The organism is Rhizobium sp. BK376 (genome assembly GCF_004341625.1).
Taxonomy (GTDB): domain Bacteria; phylum Pseudomonadota; class Alphaproteobacteria; order Rhizobiales; family Rhizobiaceae; genus Rhizobium.
Window position 1 is genome coordinate 228372 of record NZ_SLZG01000005.1, and the last position, 20770, is coordinate 249141.

Here is a 20770-nt window from a genome sequence, read left to right on the forward strand (position 1 = left end):
TGTCAAAAAGCGTATCGAAAATGACACGATTCGGGATTGGCAGCAATATTAGCTATTAAGACGCGAAATTACGCACTCACCGAGCTCTGCTGCGGGACAGCAAGCCTCTTGAAATGCGCAAATGGTTTCTGCAAACAGAGCTCGGAAATGAGGATCTGAAAAAATGAAACAGCTTTACGTCATCGGTATTGGTACGGGTAATCCAGACCACATGACCGTGCAGGCAATCGCCGCGCTGAACAAGGCCGATGTCGTGTTTATCCCCAGGAAAGGCGAGGCCAAAAATGGGCTGGCACAGGTGCGCAGAGAGATCTGTGCTCGCTTCATAACAGGCGAGCAGACGGAGATCGTTGAATACGATCTGCCTGAACGACAGACCGTCGGGCGGGGATATAGCGGCAGCGTTGACGAGTGGCATGCCGATATATCTTTGCTTTATGAGGAATTTCTAAAAAATAGTTTGAGTGAAAACCAGTCTGGCGCGTTTCTGGTGTGGGGCGATCCTGGCCTCTACGACAGCACAATTCGCATTCTTGAGCGAGTGAGAGGGCGCGGCAATGTCGCCTTTGATTATGAGGTCATTCCCGGCATCACCAGCATTCAGGCGTTGACGGCCAGCCATCGAATTCCGCTCAATCTCGTCGGCAAGCCGGTTCAGATTACTACAGGGCGGCGTCTCTCCGAGAGCTTTCCAGGTCTTGTCGAAACGGCAGTGGTTATGCTCGATGGCGAAGAGGCCTTCAGCAAGATCGATGATCCGGATGCCTATATCTATTGGGGCGCCTATCTCGGCACGGAAGACGAGATCATCCTGTCGGGGAAAGTTGTCGATATTGCCGATCGCATTCGCGAGATGCGCCGAGAGGCTCGCGAGCGGCATGGGTGGATCATGGATATCTACCTCCTGCGCAAAGGCCGCGACTTCGAGGACTAGGCGCTTTCCCTCAAAATATTTGCCTGCGCGACAGGATCATGTAAGGACGTTCCGAGGAAGGATGTTCACATGGTCGTCAACGCCGGACCAATGACCGAAGAAGCCGAGCACAATGCAGATCAGCGTGATCCCGCTCGGCTTATCCCGTCGTCCGTCCAATCCCCCTCCTCTGTGCGCGGCGCCTGTCCTTCTTTGGCGGCACCGATGCATACAGGTGACGGATTGCTCGTGCGGTTCCGTCCATCAGACCCTGCGCTGAGTATCCAACAGATCCGGCAGCTGGCCGAAGCCGCGGCATGTCACGGCAACGGGTTGCTCGAGATCACGTCCCGGGGCAGCCTTCAAATTCGCGGGCTGCGTGAAGAGACCCTATCGGCGCTTGAGGCGGATATCGCCGCTGCCGGCATTGTCCCAGATTCAGGAATTGTAATTGAGATCCCATCTCTATCTGGGCTCGATCCGACAGAACTAAGCAGTGCGGGTGTGATGGCGGAGAACCTCAAAAGGGCAATCGCCGGCATGCCGTTGCCAGCTCTCGCACCAAAGCTTTCCATTGTCATTGATGGACGCGACCGGATCGGTCTTGGCTCGCTGCCGGCGGATATTCGCTTGACGGCGACGAGAAGGGAAGGTGGAGACCCCGAATGGATTGTTGCTGTCGGCGGCGCCAGTCGGATGGACCGCAGGCTTGCGATCCTCCCGAACGAAAGGGCGATTTCCGCGACGGTGGAAATTCTTCGGTTACTAGCGGAAATCGGTCCTCGCGCGCGTGGACGTGATCTTTCCATCGATCGGTTGCGGCCTTCGTTCCCTGATATTGAGATGATCGAGATGACGGATCCCGGCAGGGCAGTCGCCTCGCCGATCGGTCTGCACGACCTTGGTTCGGGCAATTTGGTTTTCGGTTTGCGGCTTCCCTACGGGCAAATTCACTCTGCCGAGTTGATTGCCTTCTTGGACAGGGCGGAAGAGTGGGGCGTGTATGAGGTGCGACCGGCCCTCGAGCATTGCCTTATGCTTGTGGGAATGCGTCCGGAGGCGTTGGCCTCGGCAAAGTTGGCCGCGGCCAACTTTGGTTTTTCCATGTCCACCGACGACCCCAGAAATCATATTCATACCTGCGCAGGGACCAGGGGCTGTGCCTCGGCATTCTATGATACCAAGGCCTTCGCTGCCCGGCTCCTTACGGCATCAGGACTTTTGGATGGATCGACCAGCATCCATCTGTCCGGCTGTTCGAAAGGCTGTGCCCGCCCGGCTCGAGCCAGCCTGGCATTTGTCGGTGCGCCGATGGGCTACGGTCTTGTCGTAAATGGTTCTGCCTCCGACGCGCCCGTCGCATACATTCACGAAAACGATCTGAAATCGGCACTCGACGATCTTTCGCGTCTGGTGCTCAACGAGAAAGGTGCTGGCGAATCGGTTGATGCCTGCCTTACACGGCTTGGCAGCGACTATATCGCGAGTGCACTAAGACAGGGGTAGGAATGCCTGAATACGATTATATCCGGGAAGGCAACGCGATCTATGAGCGCTCCTTCGCGATCATTCGCGAGGAAGCCAATCTTTCGCGCTTTTCACCGGATGAGGCCGATATTGCCGTTCGGATGATCCATGCCTGCGGGTTGGTGGAAGCGGCAGCGCATTTTGCCTTTTCGCCGGACTTCGCGGCTGCTGGCCGAGACGCGTTGAATGAGGGTGCCCCTATATTCTGTGATGCGGAGATGGTGGCGCACGGCATCACTCGAGCCCGCCTTCCGGCTGCCAATGAAGTCATTTGCACATTGCGGGATCCGCGCACGCCTGAGCTTGCCGAAAGCATCGGCAATACCCGTTCCGCAGCCGCCATGGATCTCTGGCTGGATCGAATGGCCGGTTCCGTCATCGCGATCGGCAATGCTCCGACAGCCCTTTTCCGGCTTCTTGAAATGCTGCGGGATGGCGCGCCGAAGCCTGCGGCCATCATCGGCATGCCGGTCGGTTTCGTAGGTGCGGCGGAATCGAAAGATGCGCTGGCGGAAAACTCCTTTGGCGTGCCCTATGCGATTGTCAGAGGGCGACTTGGGGGAAGCGCCATTACGGCTGCGACCGTCAATGCACTGGCGAGGCCGGGACTATGAGGGTAAGCAATAACGGCCGATTGATCGGTGTCGGCACCGGCCCCGGTGATCCGGATCTTTTGACGGTCAAGGCCGTCAAGGCGTTGGAGGCAGCGGATGTTGTTGCTTATTTCGCCAAGCAGGGGCGTAGCGGCAACGGCCGTGCAGTCGTTGAGCATCTGCTTCGACCCGGCATCGTCCTCTTGCCGCTTTACTATCCTGTGACTACCGAAATTGAAAAAGACCAGGACGGTTATAAGACGCAGATAACAGCCTTCTACGATGAATCGGCCAACGCCGTCGCGCGGCATCTGGATGCCGGCCGAACGGTCGCGATCCTTAGTGAAGGCGATCCTCTTTTCTATGGCTCCTACATGCATCTGCATGTGCGGCTGGCGCATCGTTATCAGACCGACGTCATTCCCGGCATAACCGCGATGTCCGGTTGCTGGTCTCTGGCGGGCATGCCGATCGTGCAGGGAGATGACGTTCTGTCGGTATTGCCGGGAACGATGGCGGAGGTCGAACTGACGCGTCGTCTTGGCGATACCCAGGCTGCCGTCATCATGAAGGTGGGGCGGAATCTTCCGAAGATACGTCGCGCACTCGATGCGTCGGGTCGTCTCGATCAAGCGATTTACGTTGAACGTGGAACGATGCAGCACGGGGCGATGATCCGCCTTCGCGAAAGAGGTGACGACGAGGCGCCCTATTTCTCTCTCATCCTCGTTCCTGGCTGGGACGGTAGACCATGAGCGGCCGCCTCTATGTTATCGGCACCGGCCCCGGCAATCCCGAGCAAATGACGCCGGAGGCCTTGGCCGCGGTTTCGAACAGCACGGAATTTTTCGGCTACGGTCCTTATGTCGATCGCCTGTCACTCAGGCCGGATCAGCAACGCCGCATTTCCGATAATCGGGAGGAGCTCGATCGCGCAAGAGCCGCCCTGGATCGGGCGGCTTCTGAAGTGAATGTGTGTGTGGTATCGGGCGGCGATCCGGGTGTCTTTGCGATGGCCGCGGCGGTTTGCGAGGCGATCGACAACGGTCCTGCGGAGTGGCGGGATATCGATCTCGTCATCTTGCCAGGCATTACCGCCATGCTGGCCGTTGCCGCAAGAATCGGTGCGCCACTCGGCCATGATTTCTGCGCCATCTCGCTATCGGATAATCTGAAGCCTTGGGATGTGATCGAACGAAGGCTTCAATTGACGGCGAAGGCCGGCCTGGTGATCGCGCTTTACAATCCAATCAGCAAGGCCCGGCCCTGGCAGCTTGGCAAAGCCTTCGACATTCTCCGGGAGATCCTTCCTGCGCAGACGCCGGTGATCTTCGGCCGCGCCGCTGGCCGGCCGGACGAACGCATTGCTGTGACGCCGCTGGGGACAGCAGAGGCTGCCGATGCCGATATGGCAACATGCGTTATCATCGGCTCGGCAGAGACGCGTATCATCAGCCGCGACGGAAAACCCGACCTGGTCTATACGCCGCGCTTCACTGCCGGAGAAACGAAGTGAGCGATATGGGCAAGCGCCGTCTCGACCGTTTCGAACGTCAGCATGTCGGCGACTTGTGCGCGCTCGACCATGATGACGTCGATACCGAGACTACGCGCCGCCTCGATCTTCGCATAGGTGGCGCTTCCGCCGCTGTTCTTCGTGACGATGACATCGATGTCACGATCCTTCAGCAGATGCTGCTCTCTCTCAAGGGTGAATGGACCGGAGGAGAGGATGTAAGCCGCGTCGGGGACTTGCAGCGGCGGATCGACGGGATCGATGCTGCGTATCAGATAGCTATGCTGCGGGGCGCTGTTGAAATGATGGGCCTCCTGCCGCCCGATGGACAAAAACACTCGGCGCGGAGAGGAACCCAGGGCCAGAACCGCTTCCGGCATCGCGCTGACCAGATGCCAGCGATCGCCATCGACTGTGCGCCATGCCGGCCGCCGCAACGCGATTGCCGCAACATTCGCGGACTTCGCGGCAACGGCGGCGTTGGCCGATATCCTGTTGGCAAAGGGATGCGTGGCATCGACAAGCAGGTCGATAGCCTCCGTTTCCAAGTAGCTGGCAAGTCCGTCGCTGCCTCCGAAGCCACCGACGCGGACCGACCCCGGCTGGGTCAGTGGATCCATCGTGCGGCCGGCAAGGGAGAGAGTGGTATCGAGGTCTTCCCGTCCCACCAGCGCTTCAGCCAGCCGGCGGGCTTCGGTGGTGCCGCCCAGGATCAAAATGCGAGGCTTGGTCATGCCTGATCAGTCATCCGCTCAACGTTGGCTTACTGTTATCGGCATCGGCGAAGATGGTCCAGCCGGACTTGGAGATCATGCCAAGCGATTGATTGCGGAAGCGCCGCTCGTGTTCGGCGGGAAACGCCACGTCGAGCTTGCCGCATCCCTCATCCGCGGTGAAGTCCATACGTGGCTGAGCCCCATCGATCGGTCCATCGACATCATTCTTGCCAATAGAGGCAAGCCGGTTGTCGTGCTTGCTTCGGGGGATCCATTCTTTTTCGGCATCGGCGCGACCTTGTCGAGACGGGTGCCGGCGGCCGAGATGAATGTCATCCCGTCGCCCTCATCCTTCAGCCTGGCGGCGTCCCGTCTCGCCTGGCCATTGCAGGATGTGGCCATCGTTTCACTGCATGGACGGCCGATCGATCTTATCCGTCCTCATCTTTATCCAGGTCGAAAGATACTCGCGCTGACATCCGATGAGAACGGGCCAGCGGCGCTTGCAAAATTGCTGGCTGAGACAGGATTTGGCCGATCGCATCTGACCTTGCTGGAAGCATTGGGCGGTCCGCAGGAGCGGATTTCCGACCATGTTGCTAAAAGCTTCGATGGGACAGGCATCAATCCTTTGAATATCTGCGGCATCGAAGTTCTGGCGGAAGATGGGGCGCGCGTCCTGCCGCTGACATCAGGACTGGATGATGGTCTGTTCGAGCATGACGGTCAGATCACCAAACGCGAGATCAGGGCAATGACGCTGTCTGCGCTGGCACCTCGTCGAGGTGAATTGCTGTGGGATATCGGCGCCGGTTCCGGCTCGATCGGCATCGAGTGGATGCTGGCAGATCCAGCGATGCGAGCCATAGCCATCGAGGCGGCGGCCGAGCGCGTTGCCCGTATCGAGCGGAACAAGGTCGCGTTCGGTGTTCCGGGATTGGTTTTGGTCGAAGGCAAGGCACCCGACGCCTTGAACGGTTTGCCGGCTCCGGATGCGATTTTCATCGGCGGAGGCGGCAGCGAGACCGGTGTCGTCGATACTGCCATATCGGCGCTGAAAAGGGGCGGGCGTCTGGTCGCTAATGCAGTGACGACCGAAATGGAATTGATCCTGCTTGGCGAACATGGTCGCCGGGGAGGATCGCTGGTCCGGATCAATATCGCCCGGGCAGCACCCGTGGGAACAATGACAGGCTGGCGGCCGGCAATGCCGGTGACCCAATGGGTTTGGACCAAGCCGTAAGCGAAATTGAGGTTTAGAGATGACAGTGCATTTCATCGGCGCGGGGCCGGGAGCGGCTGATTTGATCACGGTGCGGGGCAGGGACCTGATCGGGAAATGCCCGGTCTGCTTGTTTGCCGGTTCGATCGTATCGCCGGAATTGCTCCAATATTGCCCACCCGGCGCGCGCATTGTCGACACGGCGCCGATGTCGCTGGACGGGATCGAAGCGGAATATCTGAAAGCTTTCGCAGCAGGGGAGGATGTTGCGCGTCTGCATTCCGGCGATCTCTCCGTCTGGAGTGCGGTCGCCGAGCAAATCAGGCGGTTGGATCGACACGGCATCGACTATACCCTGACGCCGGGCGTGCCGGCTTTTGCGGCAGCGGCGGCAGCGCTTGGTCGTGAACTGACCATCCCGGCTGTTGCCCAGAGCCTTGTGCTGACGCGGGTCTCCGGCCGAGCATCGCCCATGCCGAACAAGGAGACGCTGGAGCAATTCGGGGCGACGGGCGCCACGCTTGCAATCCATCTCGCCATTCATGCCCTTGGCGACGTGGTCAAGGACCTGACACCGCTCTACGGAGCTGATTGCCCTGTTGCGATTGTCGCAAAGGCATCCTGGGCTGACGAGCGGATCGTTCGAGGCACTTTGGCCGATATCGTGACCAAGGTCGAAGCGGACCCGATCGAGCGAACAGCAATCATCTTTGTTGGGCGATCACTGGCCGCAAGCGATTTTCGCGATAGCTCGCTCTACGACCCCGCCTATCAGCGGCGATTCAGGGGGCGGGAATAGGCGTCGATGAGTGCGCTCATTGTCCAAGCGTTTACGGGTTTATAAACCAAGCGTGGGTAAACTCAGAATTGGCCTTCAGGCTCCTCGCTCTGGCTTGTTTTTCGACATTCTGATAGTTTGAAAAAAGAATCAGTAGCGTCTTAGGCTTGAAAACGGCTGAAAATTCGCTCCCGGCAAGTTTTTGATTTTCAATTAAAATTTTATCTATCTGGAACCTATGTCGCCGTTCCTTTCCGTCATGTCGACGGCGCATTTTCTGCCCAGTTCCCCTCTTGAACACTGCCGTAATCTGACCCGCAGCCCTGTCTCCAGGGGCTGCGCAAACCCGGCGGTCTCAACGCATTTAGAGGCGCGCAGTGAGGTAGTTCATGCTCGCTTTCAATGCGCTCGCAGGGTCTTTCAACGCATGCACATCCGGTGCAAAGGGCTCGAAGGAAAGCGGGCCGACATAGCCTGCTTCCAGCAACGCCCGGATCTGTCCGACATTGTCTAGTCGATCGCGCTCGTCAACCAATACTCGATGGGGATCACCCATGTCGGAGACGGAAACTGCGGGATCGCTGACGCCGGATATGTGCACCAGCCCGGTCAAATCGGCAAAGATCGGGGTTTCGCCAGCAAGATGATGATGAAAGGTGTCGTGCACCAGCCTGAATGTCGACTGCGCTCCCATCTGTTCGATTGCGTCGGCGGCTTCCGTCTTTGAACGCAGCGAACAGATCTCGAAACCAAGAGGTTCGACAAGGCCGATGATCCCGGCTGCATCCAACATTGGTTTCAAAGCCTTCAGTGCGTCGCGCAGGTTCGCCTGCCGGACGCCATCCTCGCGCCCCGTGCCGTCGTTCTTCGGTACAAGGACCAGTGCTTTTGCGCCGCAATCGCGCGCATAGCTGATCAGGTCCGCGGCCTCCTTGGCACGGGTTTCATTCCATTCGTTAAAGCGCTGCAGTGCGTTGATCGAGATGATCGTCACGCCGTGACGGGCGGCTGCCGCCCGGATTTCAGTCGCCGATGTTCCATCAAGGATCGCATTGCCATCGAGATCGTTACGGATCTCGACGGCATCGATACCCAACGACTTTGCAGTCGCGAAAAATGTTTCGATCGGCAGCGAGGGGGCGGACATATGATTGAGCGCGAAGCGAACGGACGTCATGGCTGGGGGTCTCCTCTCAGGGGCTTGTCTGTAGCGGTGGAGGCAGGTCAGCCCATCCGCCTTTTCAAAATGCCTATCGAGAATCCTCTCGCCGATCCACGGCCCGCATTGGTCGTTCGCTATCATCGTTGATAGAAATCGAGGCGCGATGAAAGAAATCCATCATCCGCCGAGTTAGATGTTTTCGGATACGAAGATATCGAAGGGAAGGAAGGATTGGCCTGGTACGACGGCTTCGCCCCGCTCGACGCTGCCGACCATGAGGCTCATCAGTTCCTTGCAAAGCGCCGGGAGTGGGGTCCCGATCACCATCGTGACGACATCATCCGCCAATGCAGATTTGGATTCCGGGGTGAGTTCGTTGACGACGATGATCAGCTTGCCGGCAAGGTTCTCTTCTCGGATGGCGGAAATCGCGCCTTCCATTCCGCCGCCGCAAACGTAGAAGCCGACCAGATCCGGGTGCTTCTGCAGCAGATTGAGTGTTGCCTCATGGGTTATTTCGGCGGTGTCGAGATTGATCAAGGTTTCCAGAACCTCGAATTCCGGCGCATTCTCGCGAAAATAGGATCGGAAGCCGATCTCCCTGAGTTCGTGGCCATGAAAGCGGTGGCTGCCGACGAAGCAGGCGACCTTGCCCGGACGCCGCGCCGATTTGCTGATCAGCCACGCCGCCGTGCGCCCCACCTTACGATTGTTCACGCCGACATAAGCCTCGCGCACACCGGTCGCGAGGTCGGAGAGCAATGAAAAGACAGGAATTCCCTTGTCTTTCAGTTCTTCGACTGCGGCTGTGACTGCCGGATAGTCAGGCCCGACTAAGGCGACGGCCTGATTTCTTGCGGCAACGACTTTCAATTTCTCCACGATCGCCGTTGGCGTCGAGGCTGCGACGAATTCCACATGCGGCTGAATACGGGCATTGCTTACTGCCTGCGCGGCGATTTCTATCTCTCGCGCAAAAGATTGGTAAAAGGCTTGTGCGGGCTTCTGCAGGACGAAGCCTAGTCGATATTGCGGCAGGTCTTCGAATACGCGCTGCCTAAGCAGACCCACCGCATGATAGCCGATCGATTGCGCGGCATCGTAGACACGGCGGGCTGTTTCCTCACGGACCCGGTGGCGACCGTTGAGTACCCTGTCGATCGTCGCGACGCTAACGCCGGATGCCTTTGCAAGATCGGAAATGGTCGGTCGCCGCATGGTCGAATCCTGAGAGTTTCTATCAGAAATGAAACCAAGTTCTGATGTGTTTTGATAGATTATATCATTGCTGCATTGAGGCGAGGGGAAAGTCAACCTATCCTTCACGACATGGCAGAGGCGGAGCCGTCGTATCGGTGGAGGAGATTGATGACAGTGGAAGGGAACAAGCGCGACTATAGCCTGTTGGGAGCGAGCGGTCGGGCCGCAGTCGAATCCGGGCTTGCGGCAGCGGAGTGGTACCACACCGACGTCGCGCGCAAGGACATGAAGGCGCTGATGCAGCGGTCCGATGAAGCTGCCATTCGCGATACGGCAATCTGGCTTGGCAGCATGGTCGTGCTTGCGGGCCTTGGGATATATTTCTGGGGCTCGTGGATATGCATCCCCTTCTTCCTGGCCTACGGCGTGTTCTATGGCTCCGCCTCCGACAGCCGCTGGCATGAATGCGGTCACGGCACCGCTTTCAAGACGCGGTGGATGAACGATGCGGTCTATCAGATCGCCTGCTTCATGATCATGCGCAATCCCGTTACCTGGCGCTGGACCCATGCGCGCCACCACACGGATACGGTCATCGTCGGTCGCGATCCTGAAATCGCCGTCATGCGGCCACCGGATCTTTTCCGCCTAGTCCTCAATTTCTTCGGCATTCTCGATGCCGGCTATGCGATGATGGACGTGGTGCGCAACGCCTTTGGCAATGTCAGCGCTGCCGAGCGAAGCTTCATTCCTGAACAGGAACAGCCAAAGGTCGTCCGGTTCGCGCGCATCTGGTTCGCGATCTATCTCGTGACCATCGCGACCGCTCTCATGATGGGGTCTCTGCTCCCGCTGATTCTGATTGGCCTGCCGCGCCTTTACGGGGCGTGGCACCATGTTCTTACAGGCCTCCTGCAGCACGGGGGACTGGCCGACAACGTCATCGACCATCGCTTGAACAGCCGCACCGTTTATATGAATCCGGTCAGCCGCTTCATCTATTGGAACATGAACTATCACGTCGAGCATCACATGTTCCCGATGGTGCCGTACCACGCGCTGCCGAGGCTGCATGCGATGATCAAGCACGATCTGCCCGCTCCTAACCGGTCGATATGGTCCGGCTATCGCGAAATGATCCCTGCTTTTCTGCGCCAGCTTCGCGATGAGGATTATTTCCTCAAGCGCGAATTGCCGCCCACGGCCCGGCCTTACCGCGAGGAGTTCCACCAGGAACTGGCGCCAGCAGCGCAATAGACAGCAGCCAGACAATAAAATTGGGAGGACAAGATGAGCGGAAACTGGATTCAAGTCTGCGCGGCAGACGAGATCGACGAGGAGGATGTCATTCGCTTCGATCACGATGGACGCACCTTTGCGATCTATCGCAGCCCGGAGGACGATTATTTCGCGACCGATGGCCTCTGTACCCACGAGCAGGTTCACCTCGCCGATGGGCTTGTGATGGACGAGATCATCGAATGTCCCAAGCATAACGGGCGTTTCAACTATCGGACCGGCGAGGCCAAGGGCGCGCCGGTCTGCGTCAATCTCAAAACCTATCCCGTGAAGGTCGAAGCCGGTTCCGTTTTCATTTCTCTCTAGGGAGCGTGCGATGTCTCATTTCGTCATTGTCGGGGCCGGAGAATGTGGCGCACGCGCAGCCTTCGCTCTTAGAGAAAAAGGCTTCGACGGAGAGATCACGTTGCTCGGCACCGAACCGGTGGCGCCCTATGAGCGACCGCCTTTGTCCAAGGACGGACTTGCCCTCGCGCTAGAGCCAAAATCTGTCGCAACGCTGGAACGATATGACGAAGCCGGAATTGACCTGCTGACCGGCGTGACCGCGAGGACCCTTGACGCGATGGGCAAGACGATCGCGCTCTCCGATGGTCGGAATCTGGTTTACGACAAACTACTCCTGGCAACGGGCGCCAGGGCTCGGCCTTTTCCGGGCATGGAAGGCGCTGGCAAGCGCATTCGCTTGCTGCGAACGCATGCGGATGCTTGTGCTTTGTCCGAGATGTTGCGTCCGGGGCAGCATATGGCGGTCATCGGTGGTGGTTTCATCGGGCTGGAGTTCGCCGCGACTGCGCGGAAGCTTGGTGCAGATGTCACTGTCATCGAAGGTCTGCCGCGGGTGTTGATGCGTGGGGTGCCTGAGGCAATCGCCGAGGTCATTTCACAACGTCATGCGGACGGAGGTGTAGATCTGCGTTGCGGTCAAGCAATTGCATCGCTTCAGGAAGAGCCGGATAGGGCCCGCGTCCTTCTAAAGTCCGGCGAGATCATCACGGCGGATCTTGTTCTTGTCGGTATCGGCGCCATTCCCAATGCGGATCTCGCGGAGACGGCAGGCTTGAGGATAGAAAACGGCATTGCCGTCAATGAGCTTCTGGAAACATCGTCCGCCGATATCTACGCTGCCGGCGATTGCTGCTCTTTCCCGTTGGCGCTTTATGGGGGACGGCGTGTGCGGCTGGAATCCTGGCGCAATGCGCAGGAGCAGGGCGTGTTGGCCGCGGCCAACATGCTGGGAGAAAACCAAACCATCTCGGCCGTCCCTTGGTTCTGGTCGGACCAGTATGATCTGACGCTCCAGATCGCCGGCCTTGCCGATACTGCGGTGACCACATTGCGCCGAGACCTCGGCGATGGTGCCTTCCTTCTCTTCCATCTGGATGAGACCGGCCGCCTCGTCGCGGCAAGCGGCATCGGTCAGGGCAATGTCGTCGCACGCGATATTCGCCTGGCGGAAATGCTGATTGCAAAGCGCGCATGCCCATCGCCCGATGCGCTGATGGCGAGCACGGTGAAGCTGAAATCGCTTCTTGCCGCTTAATTCTATCCGATCATTCCAGAGGGACTCCGATGAAGAAGTCTAGCCGTCCAACCGTTTCCGATCTTCTTGACATGAAAGGTAAGCGACAACTGACCATGCTGCGTGTGACGACGCTTGACGAGGCCGATGCCGCCGAGCGCGCCGGCATCGACATGGTCTCCGTGCCGCCGGCTCTGCTCGGGCCTGAGTTTCGCGAGGCCGCGCCACATTGCTTTGCTGTCCCCGGGTCTCGAATATGGAGACTTCGTCACGGCCGAAGATTATCTGCGGGGTGCGTTCAAGGCTTTGAAAGCAGGTGGCGATGCGGTCTATTGCGCTGCCAGTCTGCAGACCATACGGCGCCTGCGAGACGAAGGTATTCCCGTCTGTGGTCACCTCGGGTTGATCCCGTCGAAGGCTACCTGGACCGGCGGTTTTCGTGCGGTCGGCAGAACGGTCGCCAGCGCGCTGGAAGTGTGGCGGCAGACGAAGGCGTTGGAAGAGGCGGGCGCGTTTGCCGCCGAAATCGAAGTCGTTCCTGGTGATGTCACTTCAGCCATAGCCTCACGTACCTCGATGCTGATGAATCTCGATGGGCGCCGGCAGCGGCTGTCATGCGCAATATCTCTTGGCCGAGGATGTGCTCGGCATCAACAGGGGACATTATCCCCGGCACGCGAAGGTCTACCGCAATTTGGCCGCGGAATACGACCGGCTGCAGCGGGAACGGATCGCAGCCTTCTCGGAATTCGCCGCGGACGTGAAATCCGGCGTCTACCCCGAGCGTCGGCATCTTGTCGGCATCGACGAGTCGGAGCTGAAGGCCTTTCTGCATCACTTGCACAAGGAATAGCTCTGGAATCCCGTAAAATTCTTCCGTGCGATGTGTGGAGAATGGGCCGTCGACGCGGGTGCACAAATTGACACTTATCGTGCGGGGGAGGGTGAAAGCGCCGCGATTCGACGGCGCCTTGATGCTCCGATCGATATTGTTACTCACGCAGTCGCCGTCAGTAGGCTAAGATTATCGTGCGAAACAATTCATTTGGACATCGAGACGAGGAGAGTTCGATGCAGGAAGTTATGGTTGTTCGTAAGGAGGCTCATATCCCCGCTCCGCCCTCGGCTGTGTTTGCACTGCTGACTGACCCGGAAAGGATTCTTCGCTGGATGGGCACTGAGGCACAAATCGAGCCGCAACCGGGAGGAATATATCTCGTCAATGTCACCGGCGCGCGGATTGCCCGGGGCTCGTTTCGAGAAGTCGTGCCCGTCCATCGCTTGGCCTACAGTTTCGGGTGGGATGGCAGCGACATCGTTCCTCCCGGATCCAGCCTCGTCGAGATTGATCTGATCGAAAAGCCGGATGGGACACTTCTTAGGCTCACCCATTCGGGCCTGCCGAATGCTGACCAATGTGCCGGCCACTCGGAGGGCTGGGCTCACTATATTGATCGACTTGCCACGGTCGCATCGGGTCGTGACCCGGGTCCCGACACATTTGCAGGCAGGAAGTGAGAAGGTTTTCTGTTTAGGCTTGCAAGCCGATCGTGGCGCAACAGCCTTGCCAAAGGTGCAGAAACGCTGATGCCAGGACGCTCGAATGGATGACAGCTGTTGGCTCGCATGCAATGATCAGGCATGCTTCTGCCAAATTCCATCGCCTGGTTAGTCGACGAAGCTGCGGCGTCGCCCAATGCCGAGAGTTTTCTGACGGAATTCAGTCAGCGCCTCTTGGCCGACGGCCTTTTGCTGACCGGAAGTGCTCTGACCATCTCGGTCCCACATCCGATCATTGCGCGCCGTACATTGCTCTGGCGGCCCGAAACCGGAGCCGTCGGCGAACGTCTGGGGTTTTTAGGCGGTGAAGCGCTGAGCAGCGGGCTTGCAGCACTCGGCCCGGTTGAGGAAATCGCCATCCCGATGCTTCAGGGTGCGATTTTGGCTTGGGCAGGCGCGCGGTCGTTCGAAGAAGATGAAAAAAGAAGGCTGCGCGAGGCAGCGCGCTTCGCCTCCGCGCCTCTTGCCGCCATCGCCGCAAAAGAGGCCAAAGCCGCCCTTCTCGAAACCTACCTTGGTCGCCGCAGCGCGGCGCGCGTGCAATCGGGCGATCTTAGCCGCGGCACTGGTGAGACTATTCAAGCAGCCTTACTCTGCGCCGACCTTCGCGACTTTACCGCCATGTCCGAAACCACGGAACCATTGTTGGTGATTGCAGCACTGGATGCGTGGTTCGAGCGGGTGGCCGGAGCGGTCCATGCTTTTGGCGGCGAGGTACTGAAATTCATCGGCGACGGCGTCCTCGCCATCTTTCCGGTCGTTACGACGCCTGGCGATGCTTGCGATGCGGCATTGAACGCTGTCACCGCGGCGCGGGCAGGGATGGCTCACCTCGACGCATCAAGGCAAGCCAACGGTCTCTCCCCCTTGCCGTTCGGAGTGGCGGTCCATTTCGGTGAGATACTGTGGGGGAACATAGGCGCGGCCGATCGGTTGGATTTCACCGCCATCGGATCTGCCGTTAACCTTGTCAGCCGGCTGGAGGGATTGTGCAAACAGCTTCAGCATACCGTTCTCGTCTCGGGGGATGCAGCGTCGAAAGCCGGCTTCCAACTGTCTTTTCTTGGAAGACACGAGCTACGCGGCATTCGAGATCGTTGCGACGTGTTTACCCTGCTCGATGGCTGAAGGCCGTTCCTTCTCGCGGCCCAAACCTCGTTGATTATCCGGCGTTACGCTGAGCGGAAGCGCCGCGAGCAATCTTTAGGACGCGGATTCGGCGGCCGCGGATTCCTCCGCCGACTCGCCGCTTCCGAGAAAGAGGAAGACCACGGTCGCTGTTACGACAGTGACGCCTGCCAGCCCCATCAGAAGCAATCCGAATGCGTTGCTGAATGCATGCGTCAGGCCAGCTTGGCCAAGCGAAGGCATGGACAACACTGCTCGGTCCAGGTTGCCCGTGGCGAGGAACTGTGCGGTTTCGCTGATGACAGACGGGCCGAAGGTGCCTGAGTCCGGCAGACCCGACGCCGACAGGGCCGAGAGGAGTGCAGATACGACTGCCAAAGCCAGACCTTCGCCGGCAACGCGCGTCGTGCTGAAGATGCCTGTCGCCATGCCCGCCCGCTCTTTCGGCACCACACTGACCGCGAGTCCGTCCATCAGCCCCCAGGGAAGGCTGATGCCCGTGCCGATCGTCAGCATCGGTAGCACGATCGACAGTTCGAACTGACCTGCGGGAAAATAGCTGAGCCAAAGCAGGCCTGCGGCCGAGATCAGCAGTCCGGTTCCGCAGATCGTCGAGACGGAGAGCCATTTGGTCAGCCATCCGGCGACAAGGGGCAGGATCAATAGAGGAGCGGACAGGGCAATCATCATCTGACCCGCCGTGACAGCGCTCATGCCCTCGATGCCAGTGAAGCGTATCGGAAGAAGGATCAGCAGGACGACAAAAGCATAGGCCGGAGCAGCCGCAAGCAGTTGCACGCCCACAAATCGGGGGTAGCGGAATAGTGAAAGATCGAGCATAGGCCGGGCCACCTTACCCTCGACGATGACGAATGCGGCCATCAGAAGGGCAGCGCCGACGAGCAGCCCGATTACTGCCGGGCTCGTCCATCCGCTTTCCGGAGCTTCCAGGACGGCATAGGTAAAGAACGTCAGGGCAAGAGTGAAGGTGATCGTTCCGGGCCAGTCGAGGCCTGCTGCGTCAGGGTCCCTGGATTCACGCAGGCACGAGATTGCGAGCAGGAGGGACGCTGTGGCCAGGGCGAAGACTAGATAGAAGATCGTGCGCCAGCCGAAAGCATCCGCCATCAGTCCCGATGCTATCGGGCCGAAGGCAAGTCCCACTCCAAAGCTTGTGCCGACGATACTGAAGGCGCGGACCCGGGAGGTTCCGTCGAATTCCTGCGCCAGCGAGGCCATTCCGGCGGAAAACGCGGCAGCCGCCGCGATGCCCTGACCGCCCCTGAGAAGATCGAACGAAACAATGCCGGAAGCGAAGGCGAGGGCAAACGAGAAGAGTGCGAATGCCGCGACGCCGGCAATGAACGTGCGCTTGCGGCCGTAACTGTCCGCAAGAGCTCCGGCAGCCATCAGCCCGCTTCCGAATGTCAACATGAACGCATTGGTCACCCAGTTGAGGGCGATTGGCGATCCGCCGAGGGAATGGGCGATGGAGGGCAGCGCAACCGCCGGGCCAGTGAATGTCAAAGGCATGGCAGCTGCGGCCATGCAGACGGCGAGAAGTATGAGGTTCTGCTGGGCAGAACCAGCGAGACTCTTGGTGTTCGTCATCATGAGTTTCCGATATCGAATGAAAGCTTGAAGGGCGGCAATATCCCTCGATTCCGATCCGACCGGGCAGCAATCGGTGAACCGATGGGATTGCATTGCAAGATATATCAGCTACAATTTAGGGGAAAACGATAAGAATTCCGCATAATGCGGAATAAAACGCTCGAATTGGATGTGTGCATGGACAAGTTCAACGGGCTGATGCCCTTCGTCCGGACGGCTGAGCTTGGCAGTTTCGTTGCGGCGGGAAAGACTCTCGGCCTGTCGCCGTCGGCGGTCGGCAAGGCCGTTGCGAGGCTTGAGCAGCAGGTCGGGATCAGGTTGTTTCAGCGCTCGACGCGAACCCTGCGCCTGACCGAGGAGGGCAGGGTGTTTCTCGAACGATGCCGTCGAATCCTCGATGACCTCGATGACGCCTACGCAACGATGTTGCGATCCCAGGAGTGCCCGCGAGGTCGGCTGCGCGTCAGCACGCCGGTTGTCACATATCACCTGCTGTTGCCGATCCTTCCGAAATTCATGGAAATGTATCCCGAGATCGAGCTCGACCTCGACTTCAACGACCACCTTGTGGACTTGATCGAGGACGGTGTCGACGTTGCAATCCGCAGCGGCGAGCTGCCGGACTCCCGATTGACGGCGAGAACTCTCCGCCCAATCCGCATCCTGCTGTGCGCCTCGCCCGCATATCTCGCCCGTCATGGTACGCCGGCTAAGCTCCACGATCTCTGTGGTCACGGAGCGATCCGGTTCAGATTTCCGGATGGCGGCAGAATACAGGACTGGCCGATCACCGAGGATTTTGATCTTCGCATAAAGACGATCATGACCTGCAACAATATGGAGGCGATCCTCGGCGCAACGGTAAGCGGGCTCGGCATCGCAGCCATGCCGGATTTCCTGGTGAAGGAGCCGGTCGAGAAGGGAACGCTGCAAGTCATCCTGGCAGACCATGTCAATGGACCCGCTCAATTCAGCCTGCTCTGGCCGTCCAACAGAAACCTGTCGCCGAAGGTGCGCGTATTCGTAGACTATGTCGGGAAACATCTGTTTGCGGATCATTGCGAGCTTCCGCATGCCACAGAGGCGGCGGAAGCCCTTGGTTCGCTGAAGACGGAGACCTCTCGTCCTGTCGGCATCCGGTAATTTCTGAATTATTGCTTCCTTCAAATCCTGCCCTAAATCCCATCTGGAGATAACGAGCAGTGCTTGAGGTTACGAATGATCAGGGAGCATTTACACCCTTCAGACCTTCCGCTTTTTTCTGAGGATTTGGATCTTTGCCAGCAAATATTCGATATCGTGCGAGCGGAAGCGGAAATAGCGCCGGGCAGCCCCAAATCCGATCTATTAGCGTCGCACATCATCCATTTTTACAAGCAAGGAATTCGCAATGCTGCCCAGCTTCTCGCGATGGCCAGGACGGCCGTAATTAGCTAGTTGTTCCCGCCTTGAAAGTAGCTGACAGGTCGCAATGATCACGCTGGCGTCTCCTGCCGGCTGAACAACCATCGCGACGCATGGGCTTACCAGCGCCGCAAATGAGTTGTTGCCGCAGCCAATGGCCGGAAATACCGGATTGGGAACAAACACCGGCGACGGTGGTTGAATTCCAAGGTCGCGATCGTGTCAATCGGACGCGATAGGGATGGCGAACGCATCGGTTTTTCCGGTTTCTCGATGCGGGCAACGAAACGCCAGGCGAGCGCACAACCTGTCCGGTCGCGATCTCAACCGATTACCCGAGAAGGCCTCGCGCTCATCAAGAGCAACCGCCGACGGTCCAGGCACTTGATCGCCGGCGGAAGAGAGATTCAGTCGCTCATTTCGCGATAGCCGCTGCCCTGAGCGCCGCCAGGAAGCCGACGTCGTCGCCGGAAATGGTATCGATGACGCCGTCCGCGATATAACCTGACACCGGTGCAAGCAGATCGATGCCGAGCGCCTTGTGGCGGTCGTAGTAGGCGGGCCGCTGGAGATGGAAACGCACCGCAACGCCTGCCTTGTGCAAGGCAGCTCCATCTTCCGGCACGAACATCTGATGCTCCATCGAAACGGAATCGAGACGCGCTGCCTTTGCGACGCCAACGAAATCGGCGTGGCGTGCATGGGTAATGCCCTCGGTGCGAATGCCGGGCAGCGCATCCTTCAGGTCGCGCAGCATGACATGATCGAAGGAGATCATGACGAGGTGGTTGGCGCCGCCGGTTTCAGAAAGCACCGCACCGAGACGCCGGACGAACCGGTCCATCTGGCGCGCCTCCTTGATCTCGACGACGAGGCCGAAATCATATGTCTTTGCAAATTCGATTGCCTCGGCAAGCGTCGGCACGCGCTCTCCGACAAATCGGCCGTCAAATCAGCTGCCGGCGTCCAGCTTGCGGATGTCGGCGAGGCTTTGAGACGAGACGAGGCCGGTGCCATTAGTGGTCCGGTCCAATGTCTGGTCGTGCATAAGGACGATCTCGTCGTCCTCAGTCAACACGCAGTCGATCTCAGCTGAATTGCCGCCATGTTCCCGGGTCGCGACCAAGGCGGCAATAGTGTTTTCGGGTGCGCCGATCGAATGGCCGCGGTGGCCGCAGACATGAACTCCGGCAGCGTTCTCAGCGAGAAGTTTGAGCATTGAAGTCTCCTTGGGAATGGTGGGATCGGAGCTCGGACGCAATTCCCTGAAATGGGCGAGGACGGGAACCATGCAGGGTCGTTGTGGCCTACGTGGTCGCGTCGGCTTCTGTGATGGTGTCTGGTAAAGGCGGGGCTGGCAATCCTTGGTGGTCACCGAGAGGGATAGCGTTTTCGAGGAAGCCGTCGCCGTGGTGGTGCGTTGCTGGCAAGCGGAATGGAGCGGATGGGTAAAGTGCTCAGACGAATTGCCGTTGACGGTTTGGTGACAATTTCGCGAACAACGAAAATCCATCTTCAGCATGGACATACCGGCGTTTCGACCTGGATATCGATGGACAATCTTGCGTCCACTTGCTCGAATTGTCCTCACGCGCGCCCAGAAACCCCTACCTTTGTTTGCGGCGAACCTGCGCGCAACTGCGGTAAGGGCGCTGGAAATGCGGAATATATGAACGCTTCCGAATGCCTCCGGGCAGACCTGCTTTCCATCCGCTTGGAGCACGCTTACGTGCGTTTACGTGTAGCAAATCAAATAGTCTTGACTAATTGATTAGTGTCCGCTATTTATTGTCCCATGATCGAAGCTGAAACCATAACCACTGTCATGCGCGCCCTCGCCGACCCAACGCGGCGGGCCGTGTTCGAGCGCATCGTCAATTCCGACGAGATCACCGTTGTCGAGTTGACGCGCGGCAGTAATGTCACGCAGGGCGCCATATCCCAGCATCTCAAGTCGCTGAAACAGGCTGGCCTTGTCAGTGAACGACCTGAGGGCCGCAATGTCTACTATCGTGCCCAGCCGGGCGGTCTGGAGCCGCTGGCCGACTGGATGAGCCATTATGGTGTCTTCTGGCCCGAACGCTTCGCCAATCTGAGAAACCTGCTGAAGGAAATAGACCCATGAACCAAGCTGTGAACCCGGACATGCGGGCCATCGTGGTCGACGAAGTCTTCCCGCATGCGCCCGACATCATCTGGAAAACCCTGACCAGCGGCGAGCTGATGAGCCGCTGGTTGATGCCGCCGACGGGCTTCGAGCCGGTGGCTGGCTGCCATTTCACCTTTCAGACGGTGGCGGCGGGCGAATGGGACGGCACCATTCATTGCCAGGTGCTGGAGGTCCTGCCAAATGAGAAATTGTCCTACGCATGGAAAGGCGGCCATGAGGCCAATGAGGGCTACGGCTCAAAACTGGAGACGGTGGTCACCTTTACCCTCTCCATGACCGAGGCAGGCACGCGCCTGCGCCTGGTCCATTCCGGCTTCGTGCTTCCAAAGAACGAGGCTGCCTACCGCAATATGGGCGAAGGCTGGAAGACGGTGGTCAAGAGGCTCGACACATTGGTCGCCGAAGAGGCGTCTCCGCAAACACAGCATTGAAGTAAGAGGGGAGCG

21 protein-coding genes and 1 pseudogene are annotated in these 20770 nt (G+C 58.8%); 16 read left to right on the top strand and 6 right to left on the bottom strand.

The features are described from left to right. Positions 1-163: 163 nt before the first annotated feature. The 5 genes from cobF (at position 164) to EV561_RS15575 (ending at position 4549) form a co-directional block, all read left to right on the top strand. Positions 164-934, top strand: coding sequence for a precorrin-6A synthase (deacetylating) (gene cobF, locus EV561_RS15555; protein WP_132522977.1), 771 nt, complete (start codon positions 164-166; stop codon positions 932-934). A 69-nt stretch (positions 935-1003) separates the two neighbouring features. Next, positions 1004-2419 carry a precorrin-3B synthase gene (cobG, locus tag EV561_RS15560; protein WP_245512680.1) on the top strand — a complete coding sequence of 472 codons (1416 nt, stop codon included), beginning with the start codon at positions 1004-1006 and terminating at the stop codon, positions 2417-2419. 2 nt (positions 2420-2421) lie between these two features. Beyond that, positions 2422-3054: a precorrin-8X methylmutase gene (locus tag EV561_RS15565; RefSeq protein WP_132522979.1), complete on the top strand. Its 633-nt coding sequence runs from the start codon at positions 2422-2424 to the stop codon at positions 3052-3054. Beyond that, positions 3051-3788, top strand: coding sequence for a precorrin-2 C(20)-methyltransferase (locus EV561_RS15570; RefSeq protein ID WP_132522981.1), 738 nt, complete (start codon positions 3051-3053; stop codon positions 3786-3788). The genes EV561_RS15565 and EV561_RS15570 overlap by 4 nt, the downstream gene beginning before the upstream one ends. Next, complete coding sequence (locus EV561_RS15575) at positions 3785-4549, top strand: precorrin-3B C(17)-methyltransferase (protein WP_132522983.1); 765 nt, start codon at positions 3785-3787, stop codon at positions 4547-4549. The genes EV561_RS15570 and EV561_RS15575 overlap by 4 nt, the downstream gene beginning before the upstream one ends. Here EV561_RS15575 and EV561_RS15580 read toward each other — a convergent pair. Beyond that, positions 4513-5283, bottom strand: a complete 771-nt coding sequence (locus tag EV561_RS15580) for a cobalt-precorrin-6A reductase (protein WP_132522985.1) — start codon at positions 5281-5283, stop codon at positions 4513-4515. The genes EV561_RS15575 and EV561_RS15580 overlap by 37 nt on opposite strands. On the opposite strand from EV561_RS15580, the gene cbiE reads away from it, so the two are divergent. Both cbiE and cobM read left to right on the top strand, forming a co-directional pair. Beyond that, the gene (gene cbiE, locus EV561_RS15585) at positions 5282-6508 is read left to right on the top strand and encodes a precorrin-6y C5,15-methyltransferase (decarboxylating) subunit CbiE (protein WP_245512681.1); all 1227 of its coding nucleotides are present in this window, start codon (positions 5282-5284) and stop codon (positions 6506-6508) included. The two genes, EV561_RS15580 and cbiE, sit on opposite strands and share 2 nt — an antisense overlap. Before the next feature lie 19 nt (positions 6509-6527). After that, complete coding sequence (gene cobM / locus EV561_RS15590) at positions 6528-7286, top strand: precorrin-4 C(11)-methyltransferase (RefSeq protein WP_132522989.1); 759 nt, start codon at positions 6528-6530, stop codon at positions 7284-7286. A 343-nt stretch (positions 7287-7629) separates the two neighbouring features. Here cobM and EV561_RS15595 read toward each other — a convergent pair whose 3' ends face one another. Together EV561_RS15595 and EV561_RS15600 are read right to left on the bottom strand one after the other, a co-directional pair. Further along, positions 7630-8442, bottom strand: coding sequence for a TIM barrel protein (locus EV561_RS15595; RefSeq protein WP_132522991.1), 813 nt, complete (start codon positions 8440-8442; stop codon positions 7630-7632). 174 nt (positions 8443-8616) lie between these two features. After that, a complete protein-coding gene (locus EV561_RS15600; RefSeq protein ID WP_132522993.1) occupies positions 8617-9645 on the bottom strand; it encodes a LacI family DNA-binding transcriptional regulator in 1029 nt (342 codons plus the stop codon). A gap of 150 nt (positions 9646-9795) precedes the next feature. Between EV561_RS15600 and EV561_RS15605 the strand changes: the two genes are divergently transcribed. The 6 genes and pseudogenes from EV561_RS15605 to EV561_RS15630 all read left to right on the top strand — a co-directional run bounded on the left by EV561_RS15605 (position 9796) and on the right by EV561_RS15630 (position 15136). Next, entirely contained in the window at positions 9796-10884 is a 1089-nt protein-coding gene (locus EV561_RS15605) for a fatty acid desaturase family protein (protein WP_132522995.1), read from the top strand. Positions 10885-10917: 33 nt separating this feature from the next. After that, positions 10918-11232: a MocE family 2Fe-2S type ferredoxin gene (locus EV561_RS15610; RefSeq protein WP_132522997.1), complete on the top strand. Its 315-nt coding sequence runs from the start codon at positions 10918-10920 to the stop codon at positions 11230-11232. Positions 11233-11242: 10 nt separating this feature from the next. Then, positions 11243-12469, top strand: coding sequence for an FAD-dependent oxidoreductase (locus tag EV561_RS15615; protein ID WP_132522999.1), 1227 nt, complete (start codon positions 11243-11245; stop codon positions 12467-12469). A 29-nt stretch (positions 12470-12498) separates the two neighbouring features. Next, positions 12499-13301 (top strand): annotated as a pseudogene (locus tag EV561_RS15620) (3-methyl-2-oxobutanoate hydroxymethyltransferase). Positions 13302-13519: 218 nt separating this feature from the next. After that, on the top strand, positions 13520-13966 hold the full coding sequence (locus EV561_RS15625) for an SRPBCC family protein (RefSeq protein WP_132523001.1): 447 nt from the start codon (positions 13520-13522) through the stop codon (positions 13964-13966). A gap of 123 nt (positions 13967-14089) precedes the next feature. Continuing rightward, positions 14090-15136 carry an adenylate/guanylate cyclase domain-containing protein gene (locus tag EV561_RS15630; protein ID WP_132523003.1) on the top strand — a complete coding sequence of 349 codons (1047 nt, stop codon included), beginning with the start codon at positions 14090-14092 and terminating at the stop codon, positions 15134-15136. Positions 15137-15211: 75 nt separating this feature from the next. Here the strand turns inward: EV561_RS15630 and EV561_RS15635 are convergent, their stop codons facing one another. After that, positions 15212-16747: an MFS transporter gene (locus EV561_RS15635; RefSeq protein ID WP_132523005.1), complete on the bottom strand. Its 1536-nt coding sequence runs from the start codon at positions 16745-16747 to the stop codon at positions 15212-15214. Positions 16748-16927: 180 nt separating this feature from the next. On the opposite strand from EV561_RS15635, the gene EV561_RS15640 reads away from it, so the two are divergent. After that, positions 16928-17893, top strand: coding sequence for a LysR family transcriptional regulator (locus EV561_RS15640; RefSeq protein ID WP_132523007.1), 966 nt, complete (start codon positions 16928-16930; stop codon positions 17891-17893). 676 nt (positions 17894-18569) lie between these two features. Here the strand turns inward: EV561_RS15640 and EV561_RS37205 are convergent. Both EV561_RS37205 and EV561_RS37210 read right to left on the bottom strand, forming a co-directional pair. Next, complete coding sequence (locus EV561_RS37205) at positions 18570-19079, bottom strand: glycerophosphodiester phosphodiesterase (RefSeq protein WP_165927814.1); 510 nt, start codon at positions 19077-19079, stop codon at positions 18570-18572. A gap of 27 nt (positions 19080-19106) precedes the next feature. After that, positions 19107-19373, bottom strand: a complete 267-nt coding sequence (locus EV561_RS37210) for a glycerophosphodiester phosphodiesterase family protein (RefSeq protein WP_165927815.1) — start codon at positions 19371-19373, stop codon at positions 19107-19109. 576 nt (positions 19374-19949) lie between these two features. On the opposite strand from EV561_RS37210, the gene EV561_RS15650 reads away from it, so the two are divergent. Next, on the top strand, positions 19950-20279 hold the full coding sequence (locus EV561_RS15650) for a metalloregulator ArsR/SmtB family transcription factor (protein ID WP_132523009.1): 330 nt from the start codon (positions 19950-19952) through the stop codon (positions 20277-20279). After that, positions 20276-20755: an SRPBCC domain-containing protein gene (locus EV561_RS15655; RefSeq protein WP_132523011.1), complete on the top strand. Its 480-nt coding sequence runs from the start codon at positions 20276-20278 to the stop codon at positions 20753-20755. Before EV561_RS15650 ends, EV561_RS15655 begins: the two co-directional genes overlap by 4 nt. The last annotated feature ends 15 nt before the right edge of the window (positions 20756-20770 follow it).

Excerpts from the sequence above, each read along its gene's own strand:
- EV561_RS15650 (WP_132523009.1), top strand. The coding sequence starts at position 19,950 with ATGATCGAAGCTGAAACCATAACCACTGTCATGCGCGCCCTCGCCGAC.
- EV561_RS15565 (WP_132522979.1), top strand. The coding sequence starts at position 2,422 with ATGCCTGAATACGATTATATCCGGGAAGGCAACGCGATCTATGAGCGC.
- EV561_RS15625 (WP_132523001.1), top strand. The coding sequence starts at position 13,520 with ATGCAGGAAGTTATGGTTGTTCGTAAGGAGGCTCATATCCCCGCTCCG.
- EV561_RS15580 (WP_132522985.1), bottom strand. The coding sequence starts at position 5,283 with ATGACCAAGCCTCGCATTTTGATCCTGGGCGGCACCACCGAAGCCCGC.
- EV561_RS15610 (WP_132522997.1), top strand. The coding sequence starts at position 10,918 with ATGAGCGGAAACTGGATTCAAGTCTGCGCGGCAGACGAGATCGACGAG.
- EV561_RS15595 (WP_132522991.1), bottom strand. The coding sequence starts at position 8,442 with ATGACGTCCGTTCGCTTCGCGCTCAATCATATGTCCGCCCCCTCGCTG.
- cobF (WP_132522977.1), top strand. The coding sequence starts at position 164 with ATGAAACAGCTTTACGTCATCGGTATTGGTACGGGTAATCCAGACCAC.
- EV561_RS37210 (WP_165927815.1), bottom strand. The coding sequence starts at position 19,373 with ATGCTCAAACTTCTCGCTGAGAACGCTGCCGGAGTTCATGTCTGCGGC.
- EV561_RS15635 (WP_132523005.1), bottom strand. The coding sequence starts at position 16,747 with ATGACGAACACCAAGAGTCTCGCTGGTTCTGCCCAGCAGAACCTCATA.
- EV561_RS15570 (WP_132522981.1), top strand. The coding sequence starts at position 3,051 with ATGAGGGTAAGCAATAACGGCCGATTGATCGGTGTCGGCACCGGCCCC.
- EV561_RS15600 (WP_132522993.1), bottom strand. The coding sequence starts at position 9,645 with ATGCGGCGACCGACCATTTCCGATCTTGCAAAGGCATCCGGCGTTAGC.
- EV561_RS15605 (WP_132522995.1), top strand. The coding sequence starts at position 9,796 with ATGACAGTGGAAGGGAACAAGCGCGACTATAGCCTGTTGGGAGCGAGC.
- EV561_RS15640 (WP_132523007.1), top strand. The coding sequence starts at position 16,928 with ATGGACAAGTTCAACGGGCTGATGCCCTTCGTCCGGACGGCTGAGCTT.
- EV561_RS15655 (WP_132523011.1), top strand. The coding sequence starts at position 20,276 with ATGAACCAAGCTGTGAACCCGGACATGCGGGCCATCGTGGTCGACGAA.
- EV561_RS15575 (WP_132522983.1), top strand. The coding sequence starts at position 3,785 with ATGAGCGGCCGCCTCTATGTTATCGGCACCGGCCCCGGCAATCCCGAG.
- cbiE (WP_245512681.1), top strand. The coding sequence starts at position 5,282 with ATGCCTGATCAGTCATCCGCTCAACGTTGGCTTACTGTTATCGGCATC.
- cobG (WP_245512680.1), top strand. The coding sequence starts at position 1,004 with ATGGTCGTCAACGCCGGACCAATGACCGAAGAAGCCGAGCACAATGCA.
- cobM (WP_132522989.1), top strand. The coding sequence starts at position 6,528 with ATGACAGTGCATTTCATCGGCGCGGGGCCGGGAGCGGCTGATTTGATC.
- EV561_RS15615 (WP_132522999.1), top strand. The coding sequence starts at position 11,243 with ATGTCTCATTTCGTCATTGTCGGGGCCGGAGAATGTGGCGCACGCGCA.
- EV561_RS15630 (WP_132523003.1), top strand. The coding sequence starts at position 14,090 with ATGCTTCTGCCAAATTCCATCGCCTGGTTAGTCGACGAAGCTGCGGCG.